Here is a 26,605-nt window from a genome sequence, read left to right as displayed (position 1 = left end):
TTCACAGATCAGAGTAGCGTGTGGGATTTAAGGAAACTTTTAAATATCATCACGACTGTGTGTAACCGGCTACTTTTTCGCACCGAATGTATAGCCGGTCTCGACGGCTCCCTTGCCGAATTTGTCTCGCAGTTTGTCCATGGCAGCTTCCGCCGCCGCACGACGCCCTGCACCTTTGTCCACAAGGTCGGGCGGGTCGGCAAGGGTGGGGTGGCACAGGTCCGAAACGCCGATGCCGATCAGCCGGAACTTCGTGCCGTCGGTCTCTTTTTCCAGCAGCGAAATACCCGTGCGGAATATCCTGTCGGCAAGCTGCGTCGGGTCTTCCAGACGTTTGTTGCGGGTGCGGGATTTGAAATCCGCCGTCTTCATCTTCAAAACGACAGTATGCCCGGCCACCTCGTTTTTCTTCAGTCGCCACGCTACCTTTTCAGACAGTGAACGCAGGATCGGCACCAGATCTTCGTGGCGTGAAATATCGTTGAAGAAGGTCGTTTCGGACGACACGCTTTTGGCCGGATCATTGGTGTGAACGTCGCGGTCGTCTATGCCGCGCGACAGCCGGAACAGCCGCTGGCCCATGGAGCCATAACGGCGCATCAGGTCGCTCTCATCCATCTCCTGCAACTGTGAGATCATGCGGATGCCATCCGCCTCCAGCGTGGCGGCAAAGGCCTTGCCGACACCCCAGATGGTCGTGACGGGCCGGGCAGCGAGGAAGGACATCGCCTCCTTCTCGCCGATCACCGAAAAGCCGCGAGGTTTCTGCAGATCGGACGCCACCTTTGCCAGAAACTTGCAATAGGACAGCCCGACGGAAACGGTAATGCCGATTTCCTTCTCCACTCGGCGCGCAAATTCCGCAAGCACGCGCGCAGGCGGATCGTGGTGCAGCCGCTCGGTGCCGGAAAGATCGAGAAACGCCTCATCAATGGAAATCGGCTGCACCAGCGGCGTCAAGTCTTGCATCATGGCACGGATTTCCCGCCCGACCTTGACGTATTTCTCCATGTTCGGCTTCACGACAATCGCCTGCGGGCAGGCCTCCAGCGCCTTGAACATCGGCATGGCCGAGCGCACGCCATGGATGCGCGCAATGTAGCATGCCGTCGAAACCACCCCACGCTTGCCGCCGCCGATAATCAGCGGCTTGTCGGCAAGCTCGGGATTGTCGCGCTTCTCGACCGATGCATAAAAGGCGTCGCAATCGATATGGGCAATCGGCAGATCGTAAAGCTCGGAATGAAAGACGAGGCGAGGGCTGCCGCACCTGCGACAACGCCGTATGCCCTCCGGCTGGCCAGCCAGACAGTCACGGCAGAAACCGGGATCATAGGTCGAGAGTGCAGCGGCCATGGCTCAGAAACAAAAAGAGAACGTCCGGCACCATAATATGTTATGAAAGAGTCCTCAATAGACGAGGGATGCGCAGTGACAGCTCAATACTCGCCAGAACTCAGCCCCGGTCCGGAGAACTGGTGCCACGCTGCTTCAACGTCTTCAGGCTTTGTTCCAGTTGCTGCGCAAAAGGCCATCAGGTCGGGTTCGTGGCTCATGATGAAGTCGATCAGGCCAGCGAGGAAGCCGGGGTCGTTGACGGCCTGGCGCAACATGTTTGGCTGCACGCCGGTGAGCGCGAGAAAACGGGCAAGCATATCGGGCTCACTGGCCAGCCAGCCAAGTATGGCGATGGCCGTTTCATGGCCGTCTTTGCGAACAGTCCTGTCGTTTTTTGTGTCGCGCAGCATTTGTTTACTGAAGTTACCTATTTCTCAACCAAATCCCACTAGCGTACCGCCCTGGGGGATAATGGAATCGGTTCTTTGACACCCTATATGTCTATGAAGTGGTTTCAAAGCGAAACAAGGACTGGTTCCATGCCTAAACAGGTCATGATAGTTGAAGACAACGAGCTGAACATGAAGCTCTTTCGTGATCTGATAGAGGCGTCTGGCTATACCACCATCCAGACCCGCAATGGCATGGAAGCACTCGAACTTGCCCGCAAGCATCGCCCCGATCTGATTTTGATGGATATCCAGCTGCCGGAGGTTTCCGGACTAGAAGTCACGAAATGGCTGAAGGAAGACGACGAGCTTCATGTTATACCCGTCATCGCGGTCACGGCTTTTGCCATGAAGGGTGACGAGGAGCGTATTCGCCAGGGCGGATGCGAAGCCTATGTCTCCAAGCCGATTTCTGTGCCAAAGTTCATCGAGACGATCAAAACTTATCTTGGCGATGCGTGAGACAGGGTTGGGCGAATGACTGCGAGAATTCTGGTCGTCGATGACATTCCGACAAATGTGAAGCTGCTCGAAGCTCGGCTGTCGGCGGAATATTTCGATGTTCTCTGCGCGGAAAATGGTGCGAGAGCGTTGGATATCTGCAATACCGAGCAGGTCGACATCATCCTTCTCGACATCATGATGCCCGACATGGACGGCTTCGAAGTCTGCGAACGACTGAAGGCCAATCCGAAAACAGCCCATATTCCCGTCGTCATGGTGACTGCGCTCGATCAGCCCGCAGACCGCGTACGCGGTCTCAAAGCCGGTGCCGACGACTTCCTGACCAAGCCCGTCAATGATCTACAGCTCATCTCCCGCGTCAAAAGCCTTGTGCGCCTGAAAACCATGAGCGACGAGTTGCGCATGCGTGCCGAGACCGCTCAGACCATCGGTGTTGGCGATCCCATCCTAGAAGGCGCGCAGATCGAGCAACCCGGTCGCGTGCTGCTGGTTGATGGCCGCGGCAGCTCGCAGGAGCGCATTATCAAGGCGCTGAAGCCGGTGGCGGAAGTCTTTGCGCTAGCAGAGCCGGGCAATGCGCTCTTCGAAGCGGCTGAGAACGACTATGAAATGGTCATCATCAATTCCAACTTCGATGATTTCGATCCGCTGCGCCTGTGTTCGCAGCTGCGCTCGCTGGAACGCACACGCTTCCTGCCGCTGCTGCTGATTACCGAGCAGGGCGACGAGACGATGATCGTGCGGGCGCTGGAGCTTGGCGTGAACGACTATATCGTGCGCCCCATCGATCCCAATGAGCTGGTGGCCCGCACGCTGACGCAGATCAAGCGCAAGCGCTTCAACAATCGCCTGCGCGAAAACCTGCATCAGACGATGGAATTGGCCGTTATTGACGATCTGACGGGTCTCAACAACCGCCGCTACCTCGATAATCACCTCAAGATTCTGTTTAACCGTGCTGCCACACGCGGACGTCCTCTGTCCGTCTGCATGACGGATATCGACCGGTTCAAGCATGTTAACGACACCTATGGCCATGATGCGGGCGATGAGGTTCTGCGGGAATTCGCAAGCCGTGTTCGATCCACCGTGCGCGGTGCAGACCTTGCCTGCCGTTATGGCGGCGAGGAGTTCGTCGTCGTCATGCCGGATACGCCTGTTGAAATGGCGGCCTCGGTTGCGGAGCGCCTGCGCTCCATCATCGAAGGCAGACCATTCGTGCTGCGCTCTGGCCGCGAACTGCACATTACGGCATCGCTCGGCATCGCCACGAATTCGACTTCGATTGAGACGCCGGAGCAATTGATGCGCCAGGCTGACCGTGCGCTTTACGAAGCGAAGAATGCCGGGCGCAATCGCGTTGTCGCTTCGGCGGCATGAGGATTTTCAGGGCTGATATTTCGGCCCTCTGATTGTTATCCACAACAACAGTATAGACCTGTCGCATTCGTGATGCGGGCGTGATTGTCGTCACATCGAAAGATGCGCGGCCTGCCGTGGCGTTTTGCAATGCAAAAACTTCTTGGATTTTTCAGTTGAAAATCACTTTTCCGGATATCGGCCGCCTGTTTGTTCTACGCAAATTCTGGCGGGCGGAGCAGGCGCTGAAGTCTATTCTAAAATATTATTTTAGATAGGTGAAATTTACCCTGCAAAATTGCGGGGAGTTATTATGTATTAATTTGCGCTGTATTAGCTGTGTGCCTGTATCATCGCGGGATATTTAACCATATCGGCTGATCTCGCGACGATTCGTTTAATAATTTGTTGATTTTCCCCAAATCTTACGCGACACTTTCTTACATAAGATAACTTCTGCACTAACAGCGCATTTCGCCGCTGTATGGAAGTAGAAGAGCGTGGGTTCTTTGACCGGACGCTTTCCCTACAGGGAAGCAAAGATATTCAAATCCCCCATGGTGCTCAGGTCCGCCGCATCTCCTGGGTCTTGGGGCTGGTCGACCGGCGACGCTATTGAACGGTTCCTCGTGCTGTCATTGCTGTCCCGGTCGACCCACTTTCCTCTCCCGCACATTTCTCTTTCAGCAGCAGCTTGACCCGTTCCGCGCATCCGCTTGCCGTGTCGATGCGTGGTGCTTTCACGTCAGAAAAAGCGACCAACAAAAAACGCGCCTCTAGGGGCGCGTTTTTTGTGCATAGTCTGCAAAGGAAATTACTTGATCTTCGTTTCCTTGAATTCAACGTGCTTGCGTACGACTGGATCGTACTTGGTCTTCGTCATCTTGTCCGTGAAGGTACGGCTGTTCTTGGTGGTGACGTAGAAAGTACCGGTGTCGGCCGTCGACAGCAGCTTGATCTTGATTGTTGTAGCTTTCGCCATGGTCGTCCTGCCTTTAACAAATAGGTGAAGCCGCGGACCTGTTCGACCCCGGCTAAATCTGGCGCGAAACTACGGATCGCGCCCGAAAAGTCAAGTCCGATTTGATCCGAAAACCGAACGGGCAATGGAAAGAACCACGTAAAGCGCGAAAAACATCGCCAAAGCCCAGGCAAAGCCATCGGTTCCCAGCACATCCATGGAGATGCCCACCGTCTGCGGCCCGGCGATTGTGCCGATGGCGTAGCAGAAGATAAAGGCGGCATTGGCGGCCACGAGGTCAGAGCCGGTCAGGCGCGAGCCGAGATGCGTCAGGCCCACCGTATACATGCCAGAGACGCAGCCGCCCCACAGCAGCAGCAGAGACGACAGCAAAACCCAGTTATCCACCAGCAAGGGCAGCGCAAGCGTGCCTATGACGCCCGTCAGCGCCATGAGGCCCAGAAGAATGCGACGGTCCTTGATGCGGTCGGAAAGCATGCCAATCGGGATCTGAAACGCCATATTGCCGATGGCCATAACGGTCAGCAGCAAGGCAGCCTGCGATTCGCTGAAGCCTTCGCGAGTCGCATAGACGGGAAACAGCGATAGTCCGCCTGCCTGCACGGAGCCGTAGACGAAGGCAGCCGCAGACGCCATTGGCACCAGCCAGATATAGCGCACGAAATGATGCGCGGGCTTTTCGTCCAGATCCGGGCTTTCGTTACGGGCCAGAAAGATGGGAATCGCTGCCAGCAGGATGATGGCGGAGCCAACGAGGAAGGGAGTGATTCCCTCGCTGCCGATGGCGGAAAACAAAAGCGGCCCGCCTGCAAAGCCAACGGCCATGCCGGTTGCATACATGCCCAGCACCATTCCGCGCCGTTTGGGCGGCGCTGCGGCATTGATCCAGAACTCCGAGAGAATAAACAGCATGGTGGTGGCACCATGGAAGACGATTCGCAGCGGAAACCACATCCAGAAGGCATCGGCAAAATAAAAGCCGAGCGCGCTAATGGCGGAGACGACCACCGCCGTCATCATGGTACGCGCCACGCCGAACTCGTGCGCCAGCCGGCTCGTCACAGGTGCTGCCATCATGGCGGCCACGCCAGCCATGGCCGTGTTGAGGCCGATCATGCTCGAGGAGATGCCGCGCTTTTCAAGAATGATGCTGAGCAGCGGCAGACCGAGACCGATGGCGATGCCAACGGCGCTGATTGCAGAGATGGCGGCGATGAGCGAGGGCCAGTGAATGTCGTCGGCGTCGCAAGTCGGATGGGACATGAAGACCTTTATAGAAAGCCACGAATGAATTTGCCGCGACGCTCGAAATATTGTCGCACCGGGCTTTCGAATTGCAGTGAAGGATCACCTATCATGAACTTTGTGACATCTTCGAGAACCAACCGTGTAATGGGTGCCATGTTCAGACTGGAATTGTCCTCAATGTCAAGCCATTGAAGGCTCAGCAGCTCTTCCGAATCGCTGAAAGCATTGGGATTTATGCCTGCTTCATCGGTAAAACAGCAGAAGAACCGCGTATCGTAACGCCGTACTTTGCCGGGCGGCGTAATGGCGCGGGCGACGAAACGCAGGTGCGAAAGATCGGGTGCATGACACTCGCCCGCATCACCGCCAAAGCGCAGGCCCGTTTCCTCATGCAGTTCGCGTATGGCCGCCAGCGCCAGTGCCCGCGCACCGGAAGCGGTCAATCGCCGCGAAGCGGCGTGGATGAGCTTGTCTGTGACGGCAGGATGCAAATCACCGCTATAGGGCAGGGCGTGGTCGCGGGCATCGCGCCGTCCGCCGGGAAATACGAAAACATCGGGCATGAAGACATGCGCACTGCTACGCTTTCCGACCAGCACGCGTGTCCTGTCCGTCGATCTGTCGAGCAGCAGAATGGAGGCCGCATCTTTCGGACGCATATAGGGTGATGGCTCAAGGGATGGTTCGGTACGCACAGGCGCTACACCATGTCAGTGAGACGAGCCGTCGATCTGTTCTTTCTCGGGCTCATGGCTGAAACCATGCATCTTCAAGGCCCATTGCAGACCGATGACTCCACCTTTGATGGGCTGTATCGTCAGCAGCGCGACGAGGATGGTGATCGGCACCCAGATGGCGAAGTGAACCCACATCGGAACCAGAAACACCGTATCCGTCATCATGAAGCCGCCAACGGCGACGTGGCCGAGGATCATGATCGAGATATAAGGTGGAAGGTCGTCCGAGCGCTGGTGGTGCATGTCCTCGCCACAGGATGCACATTGATCGACCGGCTTCAGCCATGCGCGGAAGAGATGGCCGTTGCCGCAGGCCGGGCAGCGGCTCAATATGCCACGCATGATCGAGCGACCAAGCGGACGGTCTTCCGGTTTGCCACCATACTGCACTGTCTGCGTCTCGGTCGTCGTCATGCGCGTGTCCTCTGGACTTGTTATCTGCGTCTGCGGGGCGGTCTCGTGCCGGGTGTCGGGCCGCTGGTGCGGCGTGTGGTCTTGTGGAAGGAGCGTGTCGCCGTCGGCATCTTCTTGCCTTCGTTCAACACTTCAAACCGCAAGGCACCGGCCAGAGGCACGGCCTCAGCCAGACGAACCTGAACAGCATCGCCCAGCTGATAGCCAAGTCCGGTCTTTTCACCCGTCAGAGCCTGATGCGCCTCGTCATAGATGTAATAGTCCGTACCCAGCGTAGATATAGGAACGAACCCGTCAGCGCCAAACTGCGGCAGCGCGACAAATAGTCCCGCCTTGGTGACACCGCCGACCCGGCCTTCGAATTCTTCGCCCACGCGCTGCGAAAGATGATGCGCGATCAGCCGGTTGACCGTATCACGCTCTGCTGCCATCGCACGCCGCTCGAAAGTCGAGATTTCAGCAGCGACATCGGCCAGCGTCGCTTCTTCCTGTGGCGTGATGCCACCTTCGCCAAGACCCAGTGAACCAACCAGTGCGCGATGCACGATAAGGTCAGCGTAACGGCGGATCGGCGAGGTGAAATGCGCGTATTTCATCAGGTTCAGGCCGAAATGGCCGATATTGTCAGGGCTGTAGATCGCCTGGCTCTGAGAGCGCAACACCATCTCGTTGACGATGATCTGATGCGGCGTGTCCAGCGCGCGCGCCAGAATGCCGTTGAAGGAATTGGCGCGAACCTGCCCGCCCTTGACCAGCGAATAGCCAATGGTGTTGAGGAATTCGCGCAGCACTTCCTGCTTGGCAATCGTCGGCGCGTCATGGACGCGGTAAACCAGACGCTGTTTTTTCTGCTCCAGCGTTTCGGCGGCGCAGACATTGGCCTGGATCATCATCTCTTCGATCAGCTTATGCGCGTCGAGACGGTCGGGAACATGCACACGGTCAACCGTGCCATCCGCTTTCAGAATGATCTTGCGTTCCGGCATGTCCAGCTCAAGCGGCTGGCGGCGGTCGCGACCGATCTTCATCACCTCATAGGCGTGCCAAAGAGGCCGCAGGATCGGCTGCAGCATCGGACCGGTCTTGTCATCCGGGTTGCCGTCAATCGCGGCTTGCGCCTGCTGGTAGGAGAGCTTGGCAGCACTCTTCATCATGATGCGGTGGAAGGTGTGGCTGGCCTTGCGGCCTTCCTTGGAAAAGACCATCCGCACGGCAAGGGCAGGGCGGTCCACGCCTTCCTTCAGCGAGCAGAGATCGTTGGAAATGCGCTCCGGCAACATCGGCACGACGCGGTCGGGGAAATAGACCGAGTTGCCACGCTTCAGCGCTTCACGGTCCAGCGGTGAGCCGGAACGGATGTAATAGGAAACATCGGCAATCGCGACGGTTACGATCACGCCATCTGGGTTGTCGGGCGAGGAGTCCAGCTCCGCATAGACGGCGTCGTCATGGTCCTTGGCATCAGCCGGGTCGATGGTGATGAGCGGCAGTTTGCGCCAGTCTTCACGATGCGCCATCGTCGCGGGCTTGGCTGCATCTCCTGCTGCCAGCACGTCCGATGGGAAGATGTGCGGAATGCCGTGGGCATGAATGGCGATCATAGAGATCGCCTTTTCTGACGCAACGGAACCGACGACAGACAGAACCTTCGCACGCGGCAGGCCGTAACGACCGCTGTTGCGCGAGGTTTCCACCTCCACCAGATCGCCGTCCTTGGCATCGCCTACGCCATCGGGATCAATGACCATTTCATCGCCACGACGCTCGATCGGCATCAGCCGTCCGCCGCCCCCCGGCGTTTCCTTGAACACGCCGAGCGATCCGCCCTGACGTCTGTCGATCAGCTTGATGATGCGCGCGGTATAGGCGGGGCCGACCGCTTCCTTGGAAGGGAAGATCTTGGCCAGCACCCGGTCGCCAATGCCACCCACCGGAGCCTTGCCCTTTTGACGGTCGGCAGAAGATTGGCGAATGATGACGGCAGGAGCCGCCCCGTTCTCTTCCGGCCATTCTGCGGGACGACCGATCAGGCCGCCATCCTTGTCGCGCGTGGTGATGTCGAGAACAGTTACAGGCGGAAGACCGCCCGGACGCATCAGCGACTTGCGGCTCTTATGCAGCATGCCATCGGTCTCAAGCTCCTTCAAAAGGGCCTTCAGCACGATGCGCGTTTCGCCCTTCAACCCGAAGGCCTTGGCGATTTCGCGCTTGGAGGCCTGATCGGGGTGTTCGGCAATGAATTTCAGCAGCACATCGCGCGGCGGAACTTCGCCGTGGATGATGCCAGCAGATTCGAGAACTTTTTTCCCGCGACCGGTGCGGCCGAAGCCATCGCCCGCCGAACCGGATGTTTTGCGCGGTGCTTTGCTCAAGATTCTGCCTTCTTTGCTTTAGGAGCGGCTTTAGCCTTGGCCGCTGTTTTGGGCTTTGCAGCCGCTTTTGGTTTCGCCGCAGCCTTAGGCTTCGCCTTGGCTTTTGTCTCGCCATCGGCGCTTGCGGCCTTGGTGGTCTTTTTCGGTGCAGCGGCCTTCTTGGCCTTCACGGGCTTGCCGTTGCTGCCGGTGCCGGTCTTTGCAATACGCTCTGCAATCAGCACCAGCGCCTCGTCCAGCGTCACCGTGTCAGGCGCCTGCGCCTTGGGAATGGTCGCGTTGACCTTGCCCCAATTTACGTAAGGACCATACTTGCCGTCACGAACGGTTATCGCACCGCCATCGGGGTGGTCGCCCAGTTCCTTCAGCGCGGCAGGTGTGGAAGAACGGCCACGACCCGGCGACGCCTTCTTTTCGGCAATCACAGTCACAGCGCGGTTGAGGCCAATGGAGAACACGTCCTCGATGCTTTCCAGATTGGCATAGCCACCATCATGCAGCAGGAAGGGACCATAGCGCCCGAGACCCGCCGAAATCATCTTGCCTGATTCCGGGTGCTTGCCGATGTCGCGCGGCAGGTTAATGAGCGCAAGCGCTTTCTCGTGATCGATGTCTTCAGGCTTCCAGCCTTTGGGCAGCGAGGAGCGCTTGGCTTCCTTGCCATCTCCACGCTGAATATAAGGCCCAAAACGACCCGACCGCAGCGTCAGTTCTTCGCCGGTATGCGGGTCAGCGCCCAGCGCCTTTGGCTCGTTGACCGCAGCGGCATCCGCTTCCGCACCATCCGAGTTCAGCTGGCGTGTGAAATTGCATTCCGGGTAGTTGGAGCAGCCGACGAAGGCGCCGTATTTGCCAAGTTTCAGCGAAAGATTGCCCGTACCGCACACCTGGCAGATGCGCGGGTCGGAGCCGTCTTCACGCTTCGGGAACACCAGCGGTGCCAGAACCTCGTTCAGCGCATCCAGCACGTTGGTAACGCGCAGTTCCTTGGTGTCTTCGATCTGCGCGAAGAAGTCCTTCCAGAAATCGCGAAGAACCTGCTTCCAGTCCAGCTCTCCAGCCGAAATCCGGTCGAGCTTTTCTTCCAGATCAGCGGTGAAGTCGTATTCCACGTATTTGGTGAAGAAGCTCTCGAGGAACGCCGTCACCAAGCGTCCGCGCGAATGCGGAATGAGTTTGCGCTTGTCGACAATGATATATTCGCGGTCGCTCAGAGTTTTCAGCGTCGCCGCATAGGTGGAAGGACGACCGATGCCGAGTTCTTCCATCTTCTTGATGAGCGATGCTTCCGAGTAGCGTGGTGGCGGCTCGGTGAAGTGCTGGCTGGCATTGATCTTCTGCTTGGCGACGTTCTCGCGGGCATTGATCAGAGGCAGACGGCCATCTTCATCACCGTCGTCGCTCTGTTCGCCCTCTTCCTTCTGGTCTGTATAGGCGGCAATGAAGCCATCGAAACGAATGACGGAACCAACGGCACGAAGGCCTGCTTTCTCGCCCTTGTTATCGGCCAGAATCTCGACCGTGGTGCGCTCGATTTCGGCAGACGCCATCTGGCTGGCAATGCCGCGCTTCCAGATCAGCTCATAAAGACGCAACTGGTCGGTATCCAGGAAGCCTTTCATCTTGTCCGGTGTGCGGCTGAAATCGGTCGGGCGGATTGCTTCGTGCGCTTCCTGTGCGTTCTTCGCCTTGGTCGAATAGAAGCGCGCCTTTTCCGGCACGTAACGTTCGCCAAACTGCTCACCAATCGCACGACGGGCCGCGTCGATGGCTTCTGGTGCAATCTGCACACCATCGGTACGCATATAAGTGATCAGACCGGCAGTCTCGCCGCCAATATCGACACCTTCATAAAGCTTCTGTGCCACCTGCATGGTACGTGATGCGCCGAAGCCCAAACGAGACGACGCCGCCTGTTGCAAGGTGGAGGTGGTGAAGGGAGGACCGGGATTGCGCTTGACGGGCTTTGCCTCAACCGTATCGACCACATAGGTCGCGCCTTCCAGCAGTCCTTTCAGACGGGTGGCATCGTCTCCGGTCTTGATGGACTTGCCCTGCAGGCGCTTGCCATCGGCCATCACCAGCTTGGCTTCGAAGTCATCGCCACGCGGCGTCTTCAAAAGCGCGGAGATGTTCCAGTATTCTTCCGAAACGAAACGCTCGATTTCCGACTCGCGGTCGCAGACTAGACGCAACGCCACTGACTGCACACGGCCAGCAGAACGCGCACCGGGCAGCTTGCGCCACAGAACCGGCGAGAGATTGAAGCCGACGAGATAGTCCAGCGCGCGGCGAGCGAGATAAGCGTCCACCAGCGGAATGTTGATGTCGCGTGGGTTGGCAATGGCGTCGAGAACGGCCTTCTTGGTGATTGCATTGAAGACGACGCGTTCTACTGGCTTGTCGCCCAGCACGCGCTTTTTCCTCAACACGTCCAGGACGTGCCAGGAAATTGCCTCTCCCTCACGGTCAGGGTCGGTTGCGAGGATTAGGCCGTCTGAGGATTTCACCGCATCGGCGATGTCCTTCATCCGCTTCTGTGAGGCGGTATCGACCTCCCAACTCATCTCAAAGTCCTGGTCTGGCAATACTGAGCCATCCTTGGCCGGCAGATCACGCACGTGACCGAAGGAGGCGAGAACCTTGTAGTCGGAACCGAGGTACTTATTGATGCTCTTGATTTTCCCGGGGGATTCTACGACGACAACTTTCATATTTTCTTCTTTCGGAACTTGCCCGTTAACATGCCTTGCCGTTTTTCAACGTGCAACAGAGCGACCTTTATTTCGACATGGACAGGTAATGCGTTTGGGTCAAGAGGCAAGGGGCGTTTTTCTGCCATTACAACAAGATGCAACCTATTGTAGATTGAATTCTCATTTGCAATTAAAGATAAACAAGTTATGGTTGCTCAACTTAAGCGATGCTCTTTGCTGAACGTCGCTTTCCATGAGTTCAACCGGGGTGACTATCGTCGTGAGTGCACAAAACAGCAGCCAGAGCAGGGATCAACAGACGTCGGAAAATCTCGCCTATATCAGGCAGATCCTCGCCGAACTGCGCATCGTTGCAGAACGCGAGGGCGCCGACATGCTATGTTACCTCATAGAAATGGCTTATATTGAGGCCGGAGATATTCAATCCGGCCGGCGCAACCTTTCAGTCGGCCATAATGAGCGAAACCCGCCCCGCGGAATGCCGATTTAGACGCCCCGCAATATCTAGCTCCAGCAGCACCAGATAGACCGTGGATGCTGGCAGCCCGGTGTGGCGGATAATGTCATCGGTCTCCACCGGCGATGGCCCTAGCGCCGAAGCCACGATGCTGCGGTCATCGTCACCGGGTGGTGATATATCCATATCCTCGGTGCTTTCCTTGGCAATGTGTTGAACAGGCAAGGTCGGCTCCATCAAAGGCCGCAGCGCATCCAGAATGTCGGCAGCCTCCGTCACCAGCATTGCCCCGTCCTTGATCAGCCTGTTTGTGCCATGGCAGCGGGCATCGAGCGGTGAGCCGGGGACCGCAAACACCAGACGCCCGAACTCGCCCGCAAGTCTTGCCGTAATCAGCGAGCCCGACCGATCCGCCGCCTCCACGATCAGAACGCCAAGCGAGACACCGGCAATCAGCCGGTTACGTCGCGGAAAGTCTCGCGCACGCGGCTCCCAGCCGAAAGGCATTTCACTGATGCTGGTACCGCCATTGCCGTAAATCTCATCCAGCAGCCGTAGATTTTCAGGCGGGTAAGGCTTATCCAGCCCGCCCGCCAACATTGCAACCGTGCCGGTAGTGAGGCTGGCATGATGTGCGGCGGCATCGATGCCCCGGGCAAGGCCTGACGCAATCGTATAGCCCGCCTGACCACATTGCCGCGCCAGCATGGCCGCAAATTTCGCACCGTTGATGGAGGCATTGCGCGAGCCGACGATACCGATGGAAGGCCGTATCGCGGTTCGGCCTGAACCCTTCATGGAAATGATCGGCGGCGCACCGTCGATTTCGCGCAAAGCTGGCGGATAATCCGGCTCGCCGATGCCGACGAAGCGTGCGCCGAACTTCTCGGCGGCCTCGATTTCCCGTTCTGCTTCGGCAACACTGGCAATGCGAGGGCTGCGGGCGGCTCCACCCCGGCGCGAAAGGTCGGGCAGGGCGTCCAGCGCCTTTTCGGCGCTGCCGAAATGATTGATGAGTTCGCGGAAGGTGACAGGGCCGATATTGTCGCTGCGGATCAGCCGCAGCCATGCCACGCGTTGCCGCTCGGTCAGCGCAATACCGCGCTTTGTTTCGCCATCATGCGGCATATCTCGCCCCCGTCAGGGCGAGACACTTGGCCTCAGCCCTTTTTACCGATCTTGCTTTCAGTCCCCGCCAGCAGACGCTTGATGTTTTCCCGGTGCATATACCAGGAAATGACACTCAGCAGCGTCATCACAAGCGCTGTCTTGTGCGGACCTAATAGCCACAATGCAACCGGAATGACAAGCATTGCAACCAAGGCGGATAAAGAAGAATATTTCGTCAGAAAGGCCGTGGCGAGCCAGATCACGGCAAAAGCCAGCATCATGATGGGCGCAATGCCCAGTAACACGCCGATATAGACGGCAACACCCTTGCCACCCTTAAAGCCCAGCCACACCGGAAACAGGTGGCCCAGAAATGCAAAGAACCCCGCAACCAGCGAAGCCTCATAACCCCATAAGGCATTGGCCACCAGAACCGCCGCCGTGCCCTTCAAGGCATCAAGCAGCAAAGTCGCCGCCGCCAGCTTTTTATTGCCGGTGCGCAAAACATTGGTCGCACCGATATTGCCCGACCCGATATTGCGAACATCCCCCAGACCCGCCGCCCGCGTCAGGATCAACCCGAACGGAATAGACCCCAAGAGATAGCCGATCAGGACAGCAAGAGCGAGAAGCGCAGGCGCTGTCTGCCATTCAGTCAATGTGGTCATTGCAAGGTCCCCTCGGTCCTATCGTGTCATTCTTATTGTACGGAATGCACCAGCTTGCCCGCAACATAAGTCGCAACAGCGCGGCCGGTAAAGCGGGCGTCTTCGAATGGCGTATTCTTGGACCTCGAAACCAGATTTTTCTCGGATACTAACCATGGCTCATCGAGATCGATCAGCGTGATATCGGCCTTGGCACCCGGCTTCAGCGTTCCGGCATCCAGCCCGAAGATTTGCGCCGGACGGGTGGAGAGCGCGTCGATCAGGCGCATCAACGGCACCTGGTCGCTATGGTAGAGGCGCAACGCTGCCGCCAGCATGGTTTCGAGCCCGACGGCGCCGCTCGCCGCATCCGAAAACGGCAGGCGCTTGGTGTCCACATCCTGCGGGTCGTGCGAGGAAACGATGATATCGATCGTGCCGTCCTTTAACGCATCCACCATGGACATGCGGTCGTCTTCTGAACGCAGCGGTGGGGAGAGCTTGAAGAAGGTGCGGTACTCGCCGATGTCGTTTTCGTTGAGCGTCAGATGGTTGATGGAAATGCCGCAGGTGGCTTTCACGCCACGGCTCTTCGCCAGCTTTATCGCTTCGGCAGATTCGCGCACGGAAATCTTGGCGGCGTGGTAGTTGGCGCGGGTCAGCGCTGCGATGCGTAGGTCACGTTCCAACGGAATGATCTCAGCTTCCTTTGGAATGCCTGAAAGACCGAGCCAGCTTGCAAACAGCCCCTCATTCATGTCGCCATGGCCAATATATTGGTCGCGGGTCTCAAGCGAAATCACCGCGTCCAGTTCGCGCGCATAGGTCATGGCACGTCGCAGCACCAGCGTATCCGACAGCGCCTTGCGGCCATTGGTAAAGGCAACGGCACCGGCTTCCTTCAACATGCCGAATTCGGTCATTTCTTCGCCGCGCAGACCCTTGGTCAGGGCCGCTGCCGGGTAGATGTTGACCAGCGCCTTGTCGCGCGCGGTCTTCTTCACGAATTCCACGAGTGCGATGTCATCGATGACAGGGTCGGTGTCCGGCATCACGATCATGCTGGTCACGCCACCCGCTGCCGCAGCGCGCGAAGCGGATTCTATGGTTTCGCGGTGTTCCGCACCCGGTTCGCCCACGAAAACGCGGGCGTCCACCAGACCGGGAACGGCGACCAAGCCCTTGGCATCGCGAACCGTCGCACCCTCAGGCGCGCTCTGGTTCTGCGCATCCTTGCCAGCGGCGAGGATCGTACCATCGGCACCGATGATGATCGTTCCGAGCTCATCCAGATTGCGGGATGGGTCGATGATGCGAACATTCTTGAGAACGGTGCTCATACGCGCTCTCCCTGATTTTGCGAAAGAAGAAGCGTTTCCATAACGGCCATGCGAACGGCGACCCCCATTTCCACCTGGCTTTCGATCACGCTCTGCGGACCATCTGCCACTTCGGATGAGATTTCGACGCCGCGGTTCATCGGGCCGGGGTGCATCACGAGTGCATCCTCCTTGGCAGCCTTCAGCTTTTCGGCATCAAGCCCATAATAATGGAAATATTCGCGCACCGAAGGCACGAAGGAACCGGACATGCGCTCGCGCTGCAAGCGCAGCATCATCACCACGTCTGCACCTTTCAAACCTTCTTTCATGTCGTGGTACACTTCCACGCTCATATCCGCGATGCCCGATGGCAGAAGCGTCGGCGGTGCGACGACGCGCACCCGCGCGCCCATCTGGTTCAAGAGAATGATGTTGGAGCGCGCCACGCGTGAATGCAGCACGTCACCGCATATCGCCACCGTCATGCCAGACAACGTGCCCTTGGCGCGGCGGATCGTCAGTGCATCCAGCAGCGCCTGCGTTGGATGTTCATGCTGGCCATCACCCGCATTGACCACCGAGCAGGCCACCTTCTGCGCCAGAAGTGCAGCGGCGCCCGCTGAAGAATGGCGCACCACCAGCACATCAGGGCGCATGGCGTTCAGCGTCATGGCCGTATCGATCAGCGTCTCACCCTTTTTGACGGATGAATTGCCCACCGACATGTTCATCACGTCGGCACCCAGCCGCTTTCCGGCCAGTTCGAAGGACGATTGTGTGCGCGTCGATGCTTCGAAAAACAGGTTGATCTGGGTCAGTCCGCGCAGGGTCGATGTCTTCTTTTCCCGCTGGCGGCTGATTTTCACCGCCTCGTCGGCCTTGTCGAGAAGAGTGGTGATATCCTGATGGGAAAGCCCCTTGATGCCAAGCAGGTGGCGGTGGGGATAATAGACCATGGAAAATGTCCTCCGGGTCGCAATAGAGCGTGTGGCAAGGCTCTGGCTTTAGTCAACGGGTCTATAAAGACAGGTGGCTTTGTCGGCAAGCATGCGATAAGCCGTGCCAGACCTAATACATGCAATAAAATGCGAATCCCGATATAGCCACGCGATGACGAATATGAACCGGACCGAAGAACAGCTTGCCGAATTGAACCAGCCCAACCTCTGGTCCGGCATCAATGCCTATCGCTCAGACCCGTTGATCGTGGATTTGACCTCCAGTCTTTCGCGCCCTCTGCGCGATGAATTCGACCAGATCGGTCGTTACGTGACGTCGGCGGAAGCGCAAGAACTGGCGCGCATGGCCAATGTCAGCACGCCCAAACTGCACACCCACGGCCCCCGCGGAGAGCGGCTGGATCAGGTGGAGTTCCACCCCGCATGGCACGCGTTGATGCGCCGTTCCATGTCATCAGGCCTGCACAGCAGCGCCTGGGAAAATACGCCTGAAACGCGCGGCAACGAACACAAGGCCCGCGCCACCAAGTTCTATCTGACATCGCAGCTGGAAGCAGGGCATCTCTGCCCGCTCACCATGACGCACGCCTCCGTCGCGGCCATGATGACATCGCCGCGCGTGCAGCAGGAATGGGCGCCGAAAATCCTGTCGCGCAAATATGATTCCTCTCAAAAACCCGCCATGCAGAAGACCGCCGTCACCATCGGCATGGGCATGACGGAAAAGCAGGGCGGCACCGATGTTCGCGCCAACCGCACCACGGCGGAGCGGGTAGGTGAGGGCATCTATCGTCTGTCAGGCCACAAATGGTTCCTGTCCGCACCCATGAGCGATGGCTTCGTCATGCTGGCCCAGATGGGCGATGGCATGGGCTGCTTCCTGGTGCCGCGTTTTCTGGAAGATGGTTCAGCCAACGGTCTGCATTTTCAGCGCCTGAAGGACAAGCTCGGCAACCGCTCCAACGCCTCTGCCGAAGTCGAATTTACCGATGCTTTCGGTTATCTCCTGGGCGATCCAGGTGCCGGCATCCGCACAATTCTCGACATGGTGACGTTGACGCGGCTGGACTGCGCGCTGGCCTCTTCCGGCATGATGCGCGCCTCGCTGGCCGAAGCTGTCCATTTCGCCCGTGGCCGCAACGTCTTTGGCAAACCGCTGGTCACCCAGCCGGTGATGACGCGCGTTCTGGCCGATATGGCACTGGATGTCGCGGCAGCAACCGCTCTCTCCTTCCGCCTTGCTGCTGCCTTCGATAGCGCCCGCAACAATCCGGCGGAAGCGGCCTACGCTCGAGTCATGACGCCCATCGTCAAATACTGGTGCTGCAAGATTGCGCCTGCCTTGATCTATGAAGCGATGGAAAGCCTCGGCGGCAGCGGCTACGTCGAAGACCGCCCCATCGCCCGGCATTACCGCGAAGCCCCGGTCAATGCGATCTGGGAGGGTTCCGGCAACGTCATGGCGCTCGATGTGCTGCGCGTTCTCCAGCGCGGCAAGGATTTGTTCGACCTCGTCTTCGAAACGCTCGAACGCGACCTCGGCCCATCCGGCAAGAAAACCACCGAAGTCCTGCGTGCGGCAATCGCTCTGTGCGAACGTGACGAAGGTGCTGCCCGCCTGCTGGTCGAACAATTCGCACTCGCTGCCGCCGCCGCCGAACTCTGCCGCATCGGCGCCGGCCGCATCGCCGACGCCTTCCTCGAGACGCGCCTGGCCGGTGGCTGGCGCCACACCTACGGCATGCTGGATAGCCGGTTTGACCCGACCTATATTATCGATCTGCTGTATCCGCCTGCGGCGTAAAGTCGGGAGCCTCTACAGGCTCCGGTCTAGGTACGACTCACCTTTGCGGAGCCTGTCGCTAAAAACGGTGCAAAGGCCGATCTGATCTCTTCTAGAAAGGCGTCACTGAACCGACCGATTGGCTCCCGCCGTGCGTCGAAATGATAAGAGCGTTCGATCACGTCATAATTACACTCGCTGACGGTGATCCAGCCGCGCTTGTAGCGGTTCAGTTTCGCACGGCGCAATTCGAGCCCCGGTATTTCAATTGCTTTCTGGTCACCGTGCGGTGGCTTGGACGATACGGGAAGCAACAGGATATGCGTAAGGCCTTGCGTGTCTTTGATCGCAAGGATCATGCAAGCAGGGCGGTCTTTTTCGCCGTGATCACGTTGCGGGTCAGCCTCGTTCTGCCATCGCCAAAGATAAGGGTAGGCAACAATATCACCGCGCCTGAACTTTTCACTCATCGCGTGATGCCTGATATTCCTTTGAATCGGCTTCGAGTTGCTCGCTGAAAAGAGAGGCGATATCGTCCGGCATCTCACCGGCAGCATAGGCCTGACGCACATCCTGATTGCCTGCCAATTTCTCAAACAGGTCCACTGGTAGCACCACCACCGATGGACGTCCGTGCTTTGTCAGAGTGATCGGCTCTTTTTGGGCCTGATCATGGTAGCGCCCGAAATGGCGCATGAACTCTGCAGTCGTGATGGATTTTTGGCTCAAAGTCAGACTCCAGATTGATTTTCTGGATAATACAGAAAATACAGAAAACTGGCAATTGGCTTTATTCTACGCCTTACCTCATAGGCCTCGGAAACCTATTCGCCCGGATGCAGCCGCGTCTTTTTAGCATTGCGTTCATTCGGGCGGACGGCAACCCAGCCAGCGGTAACGATACTCACCGGCAAGGCGACATAGAAGAAGAGTTCCATTCCAGTCATGATCTCAACCCTCCAAGGGTGCGTCTTGCCAACAAATTTAATGCAACTGCTGCGGAAAGCCAAATCACTGTTCCAATAGTGGTGCTGATGGATAGTCCGGGTGAGCCCGGCATGTGGCTGGCGATACTTGCAGCGGGAGCAATCAGGCCAGCAACGACGCAAGCGGTGGACGCTCGATCAAGAGAATTCGCCAGAAGTTTGGTTTGCTCATTGTGCATAAGAGATGTGTATTTTGTCTTTAATTCCCTCAATAGTTGAAGGTGATGGTGGGATCATTTAAGTTTTGAAAGCCTTCCCCGCTTCATCCACAACTACCTTCGTCTCCCGACCATTCCCCGCATTGCCGATAAATTAACCCTTTGCTAACTCCGTTGGTCACGTCACCACACGGAGAATCGCGCGATCATGCTGGCCATCGATGGCACTGCTGCCCTGATAACACCTGCCGTACCGGAAAAGCGCATCAAGGATCGCGCTGCGACGGAGAAGGCTATTTTTGCGGCGGCCAAGGGTTTGCTGGCGGAGGAGGGGTTTCAGGGTTTTGGCATCAATGCCGTCGCGCGACGGGCCGGGTGTGACAAGCAGCTGATCTATCGTTATTTCGGTGGGCTGGAAGGGCTGGTCTCGGCCATTGGTGAAGACCTAGGCTCGTGGGTCAAGGATCGTATTCCCGAAGATACCGGCGGCATGTTTTTGCTGACCTATGGCGATCTCATGGAAAAGCTGGCGCTTTATTACATCGAAGCGCTGCGCAGCGATCCGCTCGTATGCAAGATCGTGGCCTGGGAAGTTTCGGAAAACACACCGCAGGTCAAGCAGCTGGCCGATGCCCGCGCCAAGGCATTGGCCAAGTGGCTGGAGCGCATGCGCGGCTCGCTCGAAGCGCCGAAGGGCATCGATACCGGCGCCGTGAACGCGGTGATTTTCGCGGCCATCCAGCATCTCGTCATCTCCGCCGCCACCAGCGGGCAGTTCGCCGGTGTCGGGCTGAAAACTGCCAAGGATTGGGACAAGATTGGTACCGCCGTGAAACGGATCGTGCGCGGCGTTTACGGCTGATTCAATAAATATTATAATATTTCTATTGAGCGTGGAGCCAATGGCGCCAGCCTGCGTTGTTGCTAGGTCGCAATGACATTATCCACAGCCCTCCCACATTTGTTAACCATGTCACCAACTTTTATTTGCCCATAAGAATTGGTGGGATCATTGTATTAAGGAATTATTAACCATGCGCCTGTGGGCGTATGCAAAGGAACCGCCGTGACCCGCTGGATATCCTTGATCGTCATGATGACGTTCTTCGCCATGCTGCCGTTGGACATCGATGTTCCGACGATGAACCTGTGCCTTATGGCGTGTCTGCGCTGGGGCGTGCTTGCCGCCATTCCTGATACCGTCTTTGTGCGGGGGCAGATGGCATGAAGTGGTTTCTCATTCTCTGGGCCGGGCCGATTGCGCTGCTGGGCAGCTGGTACAGCCTGTCCTATTACGACATGAGCTTCGGCATTTTCATGCTCACCCGGCAGGCGCATGATCTGGTCTTCCAAATTTACGGCAGCGTGCTGGGCATTCCGCCGGAAACGATTCCACCATTGGTCATGCGTGCTATCGCGCTGGACAGCCTTGTGGTTTTCGCGATCGTCGGGTTTCGCAAGCGTAAGGTCATTGGCGCATGGTGGCGTGGCCGTCAGCCCTCGAAGGAGCCAGCCGTTCTGCCAAGAGCGGACAGCCTGTCCAGCGCACCCTGAAGAATGAAGCTGGCAGCAGCCGAATCGATCCGTTCGGCGCGCTTGGCGCGGGAAACATCCATCTCCAGCAGCGCCCGTTCTGCGGCAACCGTTGAAAGACGCTCATCCCAATAGATGAAGGGCAGGTCGGTCTTTTCGCCCATGGCCCGCACAAAGGCGCGCGTGGCCTGCACGCGCGGTCCGGATGACCCGTCCATATTGACCGGCAGGCCGATGATGAAGGCTGCGACCTTTTCCTTCTGAGCGAAGTCCATAAGCGTCTGTGCATCCGGCGTGAATTTAACTCGCTTGATGACCGGGCGAGGGGTGGCGAAACGCCGCGAAAGATCGGACATGGCAAGACCGATGGTCTTGGTGCCCAGGTCCAGCCCGGCAATGGCCTGTCCCGGCTGCAGAAAATCCACCAGTTCCTCTATCGTCAGCGTCGCCATCGGCTCTTCTCAGCGTTTGCGTACGAATTCGGTGCGCAGCACGAGACCCTTGATGGCATCGTGGCGGCAATCGATTTCTTCTGGATTATCGGTCAGGCGAATGGACTTTATCACGGTGCCCTGCTTCAACGTGGTTCCCGCACCCTTCACCTTCAAATCCTTGATCAAGGTCACGGCATCACCATCGACCAGAAGCGTACCGCTGGCATCGCGAACCTCGTTAGCTTTTGCCGCCTGGGCCGCAATCTCGGAGGCCGCACGCCATTCACCGGTCGCTTCGTCATACACATATTCGTCATCATCAGCGGCCATGTTCGCAATTCCAAATTAAATCGAGGGCGGTTGTATGGCCCGTCCTATGTCATAATATATCGGTAATACAAAGGAGAACTTCCATGAAACTCACCTGGCTCGGCCATTCCGCATTCCGCCTCGAAACCGGTAAGGCAAAAATCCTCATCGATCCGTTTTTCACCGGAAACTCAAGCTTCGCCGACCAGAATGCCAAGGACGTCGCCAGCGGCATTACCCATATTCTGCTGACCCACGGCCACGGCGACCATGTGGGCGACACCATCCAGTTGGCCAAGGACACCGGCGCGACAGTTCTCGCCAATGCCGATCTCGCTGCATGGCTGGGCTCCAAGGGCGTCTCTAAGCTGGAAATGGGCAATACCGGCGGCACGGTTGGCTTCGATGGCTTTTCCGCAACTTTCACCAACGCGCTGCATTCTTCCGCCCAGATTACCGAAGACGGCGTCAGTCACGCACTCGGCAATGCCAACGGCCTGATGCTGCATTTCGAAGACGGCCCGACGGTCTATCATATGGGCGATACGGATATCTTCTCCGACATGGCGCTGATCAACGAGCTGCACGAGCCCGACATCGGCCTCGTTCCCATTGGTGACCGCTTCACCATGGGCGGCGCGGTGGCTGCTCTCGCCTGCCAGCGCTTCTTCAAGTTCCGCAACGTCGTGCCCTGCCACTATGGCACGTTCCCCATCATCGACCAGACCCCGGAAAAATTCGTCACCGGCATGGAAGGCTCGGAAAGCCGCGTGGATACGCCAAGCGTCGGACACACGCTGGAGTTCTAAAAAAGCAAAAGCCCGATATGCAGATCGCATATCGGGCTTTTCTGTTTCTACTTGCCTCAAGCGATCTGCGGTTCAACCCGTCCAGTCTGCACGGGGCGGGATGGCGCAGACGAAATGCCGCTCAGCGCATTTCTCCACTCACTCAGTGCCGCCACCCGGCGCGTGTGGCGCGGGTAGAGCGAGAAGATCGTCAGGAAGAAACCGGCAATGGACGGCACCATCTTGTCCTGCTCTTCGAACGCATTCGGGTTCATCTGGGCGTTCAGCTTGGCGCTGCCGCAGGCCAGCATCTGAAGTGCAGTGCGCGATGCCTTCATGTCACCGGAAACGACGAGACCAACGCGGTCGCAGGTCAGTTCCCGGGCGCGGGAATAGGCCTGTCCCAGAAACGGTATGATCAGGCCGGGCAGACGCAAGAAGCTCCATGGCTCGTCCAGATGGCCCGCAACATGGTGGCCCAGCTCGTGACCGATCACGAATCTCACCTGCTCCTCATCGTCAGAATCGATCAGAGCCGATGTCAGCCAGATGTAGCGTGAGCGCCCGACCAGCGTCAGCGCCATAGCGTTCATTACGCCACTGGAATTATAGACGAAGGCTTGCGGCACTTCTTTCAAGCCCAGCTTCTGTGCGCCGTCAGCCACCATCTTGTGAAGATGAGGAAACTGCACCTCGCTGACGAGAACATAGTGGCCGATCATGTAAGCGCGCACCAAGGCGCGTGCGACGTATGAAAAGAACCAGATGATGAGAATGTAAAACAGGACGGCAAAGAGGATTGCGATGCTGTCCGTTGTAGCAATGTATAGGATGGCTGCGGCAACACCCATCCACACCAGCGTGCCGAAGAGCAAGGTGAGAAATCCATACGCCTTCTCTTTCGGGTGACGCACTTTTGACATGTCGAAATTCATGTTTAACCCCCGTTAAAACAGCATGATCCAGAAACGCTGTGGCGCTTGAACAATGAACAGGCCCCAACCCCGCTTCCTGCTGCAATGACTTTGTTTATATAGAAGGGGAGGAATTCCCCGGCGCGAAAACTCGCGTATGGGAAAAATGTTCCCGCATAAGGCGAATATTATTTTCACCGCTGTTTCTGGCGGCGATGACGGTTGCGAACTGCTGGCGCGGTCATTATAGCGGGTAGGAAAATTCTTGTCCGGAGTAGAACCATGTCCGTTGATCTTGCCACCGTGAAGCGCGTAGCGCGCCTTGCCCGTATTGCCGTTGACGAAGAAGAGGCCAACATCATGCTTGGCCAGTTGAATGGCATTCTCGGTTTCGTGGAGCAGCTTTCGGAAGTGAATGTTGATGGCGTCGACCCCATGACATCGGTCACCCCGGTTGCGATGAAGAAGCGCGCCGACGTGGTGAGCGATGGGAACAAGGCGGACGACATCGTCGCCAATGCGCCCAATACCGACCGCAATTTCTTCCTCGTCCCGAAGGTGGTCGAGTAAACCCTGCCCACGGTTTATTCCCGCCCGTCCGATTTAAAAAATTTCGAAAGCCGTTGCCGATATGACCGATCTTACCAGCCTGACCATTGCCGAAGCGCGCGACAAGCTGAAGGCCAAGGACTTCACCGCCATAGAACTGACGGATGCCTATCTGAGCGCAGTCGAAGCCGCCAATGAAGCGCTGAACACCTATGTTACCATCACACCTGAAAAGGCGCGCGAGATGGCCAAGGCTTCCGATGAGAAGCTGGCCGCTGGCAATGCCGGTGCGCTGGAAGGCATTCCGCTCGGCGTCAAGGATCTCTTCGCCGTTCGCGATATTCACACGCAGGCCTGCAGCCACGTTCTGGATGGCTTCAAGCCGAAATACGAATCCACCGTGACGCAGAACCTGTGGGACGCTGGCGCGGTTATGCTCGGCAAGCTCAACATGGATGAGTTCGCTATGGGCTCGTCCAACGAAAGCTCCTATTACGGCCCGGCCATCAACCCTTGGCGTGCGAATGGTTCGGACAAGAACCTCGTGCCCGGCGGCTCTTCGGGTGGTTCGGCTGCTGCTGTTGCCGCGCATCTGTGCGCCGGTGCGACGGCCACAGATACGGGGGGCTCCATTCGCCAGCCCGCAGCCTTTACCGGCACTGTTGGCATCAAGCCGACCTATGGCCGCGTGTCTCGCTGGGGTATCGTCGCTTACGCATCCTCGCTGGATCAGGCTGGCCCGATTGCCCGCGACGTGCGCGATGCCGCCATCCTGTTGAAATCCATGGCCAGCGTCGATGCCAAGGACACGACCTCCGTCGATCTGCCGGTGCCGGATTATGAAAAGGCCATTGGCCAGTCGCTGAAGGGCCTGCGGATCGGCATTCCCAAGGAATACCGCGTTGAAGGCATGCCGGAAGAAATCGAAAAGCTCTGGACGCAGGGCGTGGCTTGGCTGAAGGACGCGGGTGCCGAAGTGGTCGATATCTCGCTGCCGCACACCAAATATGCGCTGCCAGCCTATTACATCGTCGCACCTGCTGAAGCGTCGTCCAACCTTGCCCGTTATGACGGCGTTCGCTACGGTCTGCGCGTCGATGGCAAGGACATTGCCGACATGTACGAAAAGAGCCGCGCTGCCGGTTTCGGCTCGGAAGTCAAACGCCGCATCATGGTCGGCACTTACGTGCTATCTGCCGGTTATTATGATGCCTATTATCTGAAGGCCCAGAAGGTCCGCACGCTGATCAAGCGGGATTTCGAAACCGTCTTCCACGAAGGCGTCGATGCCGTTCTCGCCCCGATCACGCCATCGTCCGCCTTCGAAATCGGCGACAAGGAACTGGCCGCCGATCCGGTCAAAATGTACCTTCAGGACGTCTTCACCATCACCGTCAACATGGCTGGCCTGCCCGCAATGTCGGTTCCCGCCGGTTTGGATGGCAAGGGCCTGCCGCTCGGCCTCCAACTCATCGGCAAGCCGTTCGAGGAAGAGACGCTGTTCAAGACGGCCTGTGCGATTGAGCAGGCGGCAGGTAAGTTTACGCCTGCTAAGTGGTGGTAAGCGGACTAACCATTCGATCCTTGACCGAGGCCGATCGCAAAGCGGTCGGCCTTGTTGGTTTTGCTGCCTGGAAATCCAGCAGCGCTTTTGACGATGCCTATCGCGATCCCGCGGTGATCGAGCGCGTGAGCGGTGAATTCGAACGTTTCGCCGCAGAAACCCAGAGCGATATCGCCATTGCCGAAATCGACGGCGCATTGGCTGGCTGGGGTGCCCGCGCTGACGCGCCCGACTATATCTCCGATATCTGGATCGATCCCGTTTTTCAGGGCAGGGGCATTGGTCGAGTGTTGGTCGAACATTTCCTTGAAGAGATGCGCAATTCAGGCATTTCCATCGCCAATATTGCGACGCATGCCAGAAACGTCAATGCTATCCGGCTTTATGAGCGGTGTGGTTTTCGGATTGTCTGGCAGGGTACGCAGTGGTCAGACAGCATGCAGGTTGAGCTGCAGAAGGTGCGGCTGGAGCATCAGCTCTAAGGCCTAGGTCGCAGGTCGCTAATGTTTGCGTCTGTGGCTTACCCCCCTCTGTCCTGCCGGACATCTCCCCCACAAGGAGGGAGATTGGCTGGGCGCATGCTCCCCATTTTTATCAGCAACGTTCAAGATGGCCGAAAGCTATCCACGAGTCGATCTCCCCACCTGTGGGGGAGATGCCCGGTAGGGCAGAGGGGGGGGCCACATCCCGAAACCTCAAATATCTTTAGAAATCAACCACATAAAAAATCCAGCAAAATTCCAAATTTTTTTCGTCCACACACCCAAAACCCAACTTACAATTCCCCACCTCTGTCTGCGGGTGTATCGCGAGACATCCGCAGAAAGAGGTGCGGGCAAGGTTTGGTTTTCGGCCGAAATCAACCGTGCCCGCCAGATGCGGCTCGAAGGCCCAAGCGCCGAAACCATTCACGGTTCGGAATAAGGGCACGAAGGCTTAATGACGATAGGGCGAAGCCGGGACCAATGACGGCCTGGTCGAGCCCCAATCTTCACCGGCGGGTACGCCTGC

29 protein-coding genes are annotated in these 26,605 nt (G+C 57.7%); 11 read left to right on the top strand and 18 right to left on the bottom strand.

The genetic code is table 11. The annotated features are described in order from the left end of the window. Positions 1 to 69 precede the first annotated feature (69 nt). Complete coding sequence (locus tag AC27VJ_RS19255) at positions 70 to 1,356, bottom strand: DNA polymerase IV (RefSeq protein WP_488685361.1); 1,287 nt, start codon at positions 1,354 to 1,356, stop codon at positions 70 to 72. A gap of 83 nt (positions 1,357 to 1,439) precedes the next feature. Beyond that, positions 1,440 to 1,748: a DUF3572 domain-containing protein gene (locus AC27VJ_RS19250; protein ID WP_113088334.1), complete on the bottom strand. Its 309-nt coding sequence runs from the start codon at positions 1,746 to 1,748 to the stop codon at positions 1,440 to 1,442. A 129-nt stretch (positions 1,749 to 1,877) separates the two neighbouring features. On the opposite strand from AC27VJ_RS19250, the gene AC27VJ_RS19245 reads away from it, so the two are divergent. Both AC27VJ_RS19245 and AC27VJ_RS19240 read left to right on the top strand, forming a co-directional pair. Further along, complete coding sequence (locus tag AC27VJ_RS19245; protein ID WP_034854043.1) at positions 1,878 to 2,249, top strand: response regulator; 372 nt, start codon at positions 1,878 to 1,880, stop codon at positions 2,247 to 2,249. A 15-nt stretch (positions 2,250 to 2,264) separates the two neighbouring features. After that, positions 2,265 to 3,632 (top strand): PleD family two-component system response regulator, encoded by a 1,368-nt coding sequence (locus AC27VJ_RS19240; RefSeq protein WP_488685360.1) that lies wholly within the window; start codon positions 2,265 to 2,267, stop codon positions 3,630 to 3,632. A 793-nt stretch (positions 3,633 to 4,425) separates the two neighbouring features. Here the strand turns inward: AC27VJ_RS19240 and rpmG are convergent. The 6 genes from rpmG to topA form a co-directional block, all read right to left on the bottom strand. Next, complete coding sequence (gene rpmG / locus AC27VJ_RS19235) at positions 4,426 to 4,593, bottom strand: 50S ribosomal protein L33 (RefSeq protein ID WP_003496403.1); 168 nt, start codon at positions 4,591 to 4,593, stop codon at positions 4,426 to 4,428. A 90-nt stretch (positions 4,594 to 4,683) separates the two neighbouring features. Further along, the gene (locus AC27VJ_RS19230; protein ID WP_353575611.1) at positions 4,684 to 5,856 is read right to left on the bottom strand and encodes an MFS transporter; all 1,173 of its coding nucleotides are present in this window, start codon (positions 5,854 to 5,856) and stop codon (positions 4,684 to 4,686) included. 8 nt (positions 5,857 to 5,864) lie between these two features. Further along, positions 5,865 to 6,500 (bottom strand): NUDIX hydrolase, encoded by a 636-nt coding sequence (locus AC27VJ_RS19225; protein ID WP_488685407.1) that lies wholly within the window; start codon positions 6,498 to 6,500, stop codon positions 5,865 to 5,867. A 51-nt stretch (positions 6,501 to 6,551) separates the two neighbouring features. Further along, a complete protein-coding gene (locus AC27VJ_RS19220; protein ID WP_488685359.1) occupies positions 6,552 to 6,992 on the bottom strand; it encodes a DUF983 domain-containing protein in 441 nt (146 codons plus the stop codon). A 20-nt stretch (positions 6,993 to 7,012) separates the two neighbouring features. Further along, positions 7,013 to 9,364 carry a ribonuclease R gene (rnr, locus tag AC27VJ_RS19215; RefSeq protein ID WP_488685358.1) on the bottom strand — a complete coding sequence of 784 codons (2,352 nt, stop codon included), beginning with the start codon at positions 9,362 to 9,364 and terminating at the stop codon, positions 7,013 to 7,015. Next, positions 9,361 to 12,078 carry a type I DNA topoisomerase gene (gene topA, locus AC27VJ_RS19210; protein WP_488685357.1) on the bottom strand — a complete coding sequence of 906 codons (2,718 nt, stop codon included), beginning with the start codon at positions 12,076 to 12,078 and terminating at the stop codon, positions 9,361 to 9,363. Before topA ends, rnr begins: the two co-directional genes overlap by 4 nt. Before the next feature lie 235 nt (positions 12,079 to 12,313). On the opposite strand from topA, the gene AC27VJ_RS19205 reads away from it, so the two are divergent. Next, complete coding sequence (locus AC27VJ_RS19205) at positions 12,314 to 12,571, top strand: hypothetical protein (protein WP_454892316.1); 258 nt, start codon at positions 12,314 to 12,316, stop codon at positions 12,569 to 12,571. Here AC27VJ_RS19205 and dprA read toward each other — a convergent pair. From dprA to AC27VJ_RS19185, 4 genes are read right to left on the bottom strand one after another with little or no spacing between them, the layout of a single operon-like run. Next, a complete protein-coding gene (dprA, locus tag AC27VJ_RS19200) occupies positions 12,524 to 13,666 on the bottom strand; it encodes a DNA-processing protein DprA (protein WP_488685356.1) in 1,143 nt (380 codons plus the stop codon). The genes AC27VJ_RS19205 and dprA overlap by 48 nt on opposite strands. A 32-nt stretch (positions 13,667 to 13,698) precedes the next feature. Continuing rightward, positions 13,699 to 14,316, bottom strand: coding sequence for a glycerol-3-phosphate 1-O-acyltransferase PlsY (gene plsY / locus AC27VJ_RS19195; protein ID WP_488685355.1), 618 nt, complete (start codon positions 14,314 to 14,316; stop codon positions 13,699 to 13,701). 32 nt (positions 14,317 to 14,348) lie between these two features. Beyond that, entirely contained in the window at positions 14,349 to 15,635 is a 1,287-nt protein-coding gene (locus AC27VJ_RS19190; protein ID WP_488685354.1) for a dihydroorotase, read from the bottom strand. Then, positions 15,632 to 16,573 (bottom strand): aspartate carbamoyltransferase catalytic subunit, encoded by a 942-nt coding sequence (locus tag AC27VJ_RS19185; protein WP_113088324.1) that lies wholly within the window; start codon positions 16,571 to 16,573, stop codon positions 15,632 to 15,634. The genes AC27VJ_RS19190 and AC27VJ_RS19185 overlap by 4 nt, the downstream gene beginning before the upstream one ends. A 154-nt stretch (positions 16,574 to 16,727) precedes the next feature. Here AC27VJ_RS19185 and AC27VJ_RS19180 point away from each other — a divergent pair, with 154 nt between their 5' ends. Further along, on the top strand, positions 16,728 to 18,380 hold the full coding sequence (locus AC27VJ_RS19180; protein ID WP_113088323.1) for an acyl-CoA dehydrogenase family protein: 1,653 nt from the start codon (positions 16,728 to 16,730) through the stop codon (positions 18,378 to 18,380). A 26-nt stretch (positions 18,381 to 18,406) separates the two neighbouring features. Here the strand turns inward: AC27VJ_RS19180 and AC27VJ_RS19175 are convergent, their stop codons facing one another. The 3 genes from AC27VJ_RS19175 to AC27VJ_RS19165 form a co-directional block, all read right to left on the bottom strand. Further along, a complete protein-coding gene (locus AC27VJ_RS19175; protein ID WP_488685352.1) occupies positions 18,407 to 18,829 on the bottom strand; it encodes a hypothetical protein in 423 nt (140 codons plus the stop codon). Continuing rightward, positions 18,822 to 19,088 carry a type II toxin-antitoxin system prevent-host-death family antitoxin gene (locus tag AC27VJ_RS19170; RefSeq protein ID WP_113088321.1) on the bottom strand — a complete coding sequence of 89 codons (267 nt, stop codon included), beginning with the start codon at positions 19,086 to 19,088 and terminating at the stop codon, positions 18,822 to 18,824. The genes AC27VJ_RS19175 and AC27VJ_RS19170 overlap by 8 nt, the downstream gene beginning before the upstream one ends. A 95-nt stretch (positions 19,089 to 19,183) precedes the next feature. Further along, positions 19,184 to 19,306: a hypothetical protein gene (locus AC27VJ_RS19165; RefSeq protein WP_488685351.1), complete on the bottom strand. Its 123-nt coding sequence runs from the start codon at positions 19,304 to 19,306 to the stop codon at positions 19,184 to 19,186. Between the two features lie 405 nt (positions 19,307 to 19,711). Here AC27VJ_RS19165 and AC27VJ_RS19160 point away from each other — a divergent pair, with 405 nt between their 5' ends. From AC27VJ_RS19160 to AC27VJ_RS19150, 3 genes are all read left to right on the top strand, one after another. After that, the gene (locus tag AC27VJ_RS19160) at positions 19,712 to 20,365 is read left to right on the top strand and encodes a TetR/AcrR family transcriptional regulator (RefSeq protein ID WP_488685350.1); all 654 of its coding nucleotides are present in this window, start codon (positions 19,712 to 19,714) and stop codon (positions 20,363 to 20,365) included. Positions 20,366 to 20,569: 204 nt separating this feature from the next. Continuing rightward, positions 20,570 to 20,731, top strand: a complete 162-nt coding sequence (locus AC27VJ_RS19155) for a hypothetical protein (protein ID WP_488685410.1) — start codon at positions 20,570 to 20,572, stop codon at positions 20,729 to 20,731. Next, on the top strand, positions 20,728 to 21,057 hold the full coding sequence (locus AC27VJ_RS19150; protein ID WP_488685349.1) for a DUF6105 family protein: 330 nt from the start codon (positions 20,728 to 20,730) through the stop codon (positions 21,055 to 21,057). Before AC27VJ_RS19155 ends, AC27VJ_RS19150 begins: the two co-directional genes overlap by 4 nt. Here AC27VJ_RS19150 and ruvX read toward each other — a convergent pair. Both ruvX and AC27VJ_RS19140 read right to left on the bottom strand, forming a co-directional pair. Continuing rightward, positions 20,997 to 21,488: a Holliday junction resolvase RuvX gene (gene ruvX, locus AC27VJ_RS19145; protein ID WP_488685348.1), complete on the bottom strand. Its 492-nt coding sequence runs from the start codon at positions 21,486 to 21,488 to the stop codon at positions 20,997 to 20,999. The genes AC27VJ_RS19150 and ruvX overlap by 61 nt on opposite strands. Positions 21,489 to 21,497: 9 nt before the next feature. Further along, positions 21,498 to 21,800 carry an alkylphosphonate utilization protein gene (locus AC27VJ_RS19140; RefSeq protein ID WP_488685347.1) on the bottom strand — a complete coding sequence of 101 codons (303 nt, stop codon included), beginning with the start codon at positions 21,798 to 21,800 and terminating at the stop codon, positions 21,498 to 21,500. A gap of 83 nt (positions 21,801 to 21,883) precedes the next feature. On the opposite strand from AC27VJ_RS19140, the gene AC27VJ_RS19135 reads away from it, so the two are divergent. Beyond that, positions 21,884 to 22,588, top strand: a complete 705-nt coding sequence (locus AC27VJ_RS19135; protein ID WP_113088317.1) for a metal-dependent hydrolase — start codon at positions 21,884 to 21,886, stop codon at positions 22,586 to 22,588. 56 nt (positions 22,589 to 22,644) lie between these two features. On the opposite strand, the gene AC27VJ_RS19130 is transcribed toward AC27VJ_RS19135, so the two are convergent. Next, complete coding sequence (locus tag AC27VJ_RS19130) at positions 22,645 to 23,502, bottom strand: M48 family metallopeptidase (RefSeq protein ID WP_488685346.1); 858 nt, start codon at positions 23,500 to 23,502, stop codon at positions 22,645 to 22,647. Positions 23,503 to 23,763: 261 nt separating this feature from the next. Between AC27VJ_RS19130 and gatC the strand changes: the two genes are divergently transcribed. From gatC to AC27VJ_RS19115, 3 genes are all read left to right on the top strand, one after another. Further along, positions 23,764 to 24,051: an Asp-tRNA(Asn)/Glu-tRNA(Gln) amidotransferase subunit GatC gene (gene gatC / locus AC27VJ_RS19125; RefSeq protein ID WP_113088315.1), complete on the top strand. Its 288-nt coding sequence runs from the start codon at positions 23,764 to 23,766 to the stop codon at positions 24,049 to 24,051. Between the two features lie 61 nt (positions 24,052 to 24,112). After that, positions 24,113 to 25,594 carry an Asp-tRNA(Asn)/Glu-tRNA(Gln) amidotransferase subunit GatA gene (gatA, locus tag AC27VJ_RS19120; RefSeq protein WP_488685345.1) on the top strand — a complete coding sequence of 494 codons (1,482 nt, stop codon included), beginning with the start codon at positions 24,113 to 24,115 and terminating at the stop codon, positions 25,592 to 25,594. Continuing rightward, positions 25,585 to 26,076, top strand: a complete 492-nt coding sequence (locus AC27VJ_RS19115) for a GNAT family N-acetyltransferase (protein ID WP_488685344.1) — start codon at positions 25,585 to 25,587, stop codon at positions 26,074 to 26,076. The genes gatA and AC27VJ_RS19115 overlap by 10 nt, the downstream gene beginning before the upstream one ends. The last annotated feature ends 529 nt before the right edge of the window (positions 26,077 to 26,605 follow it).

This window comes from Agrobacterium sp. 20P9.1.2, assembly GCF_057799395.1.
This window is presented reverse-complemented; position numbering and strand designations above follow the sequence as displayed.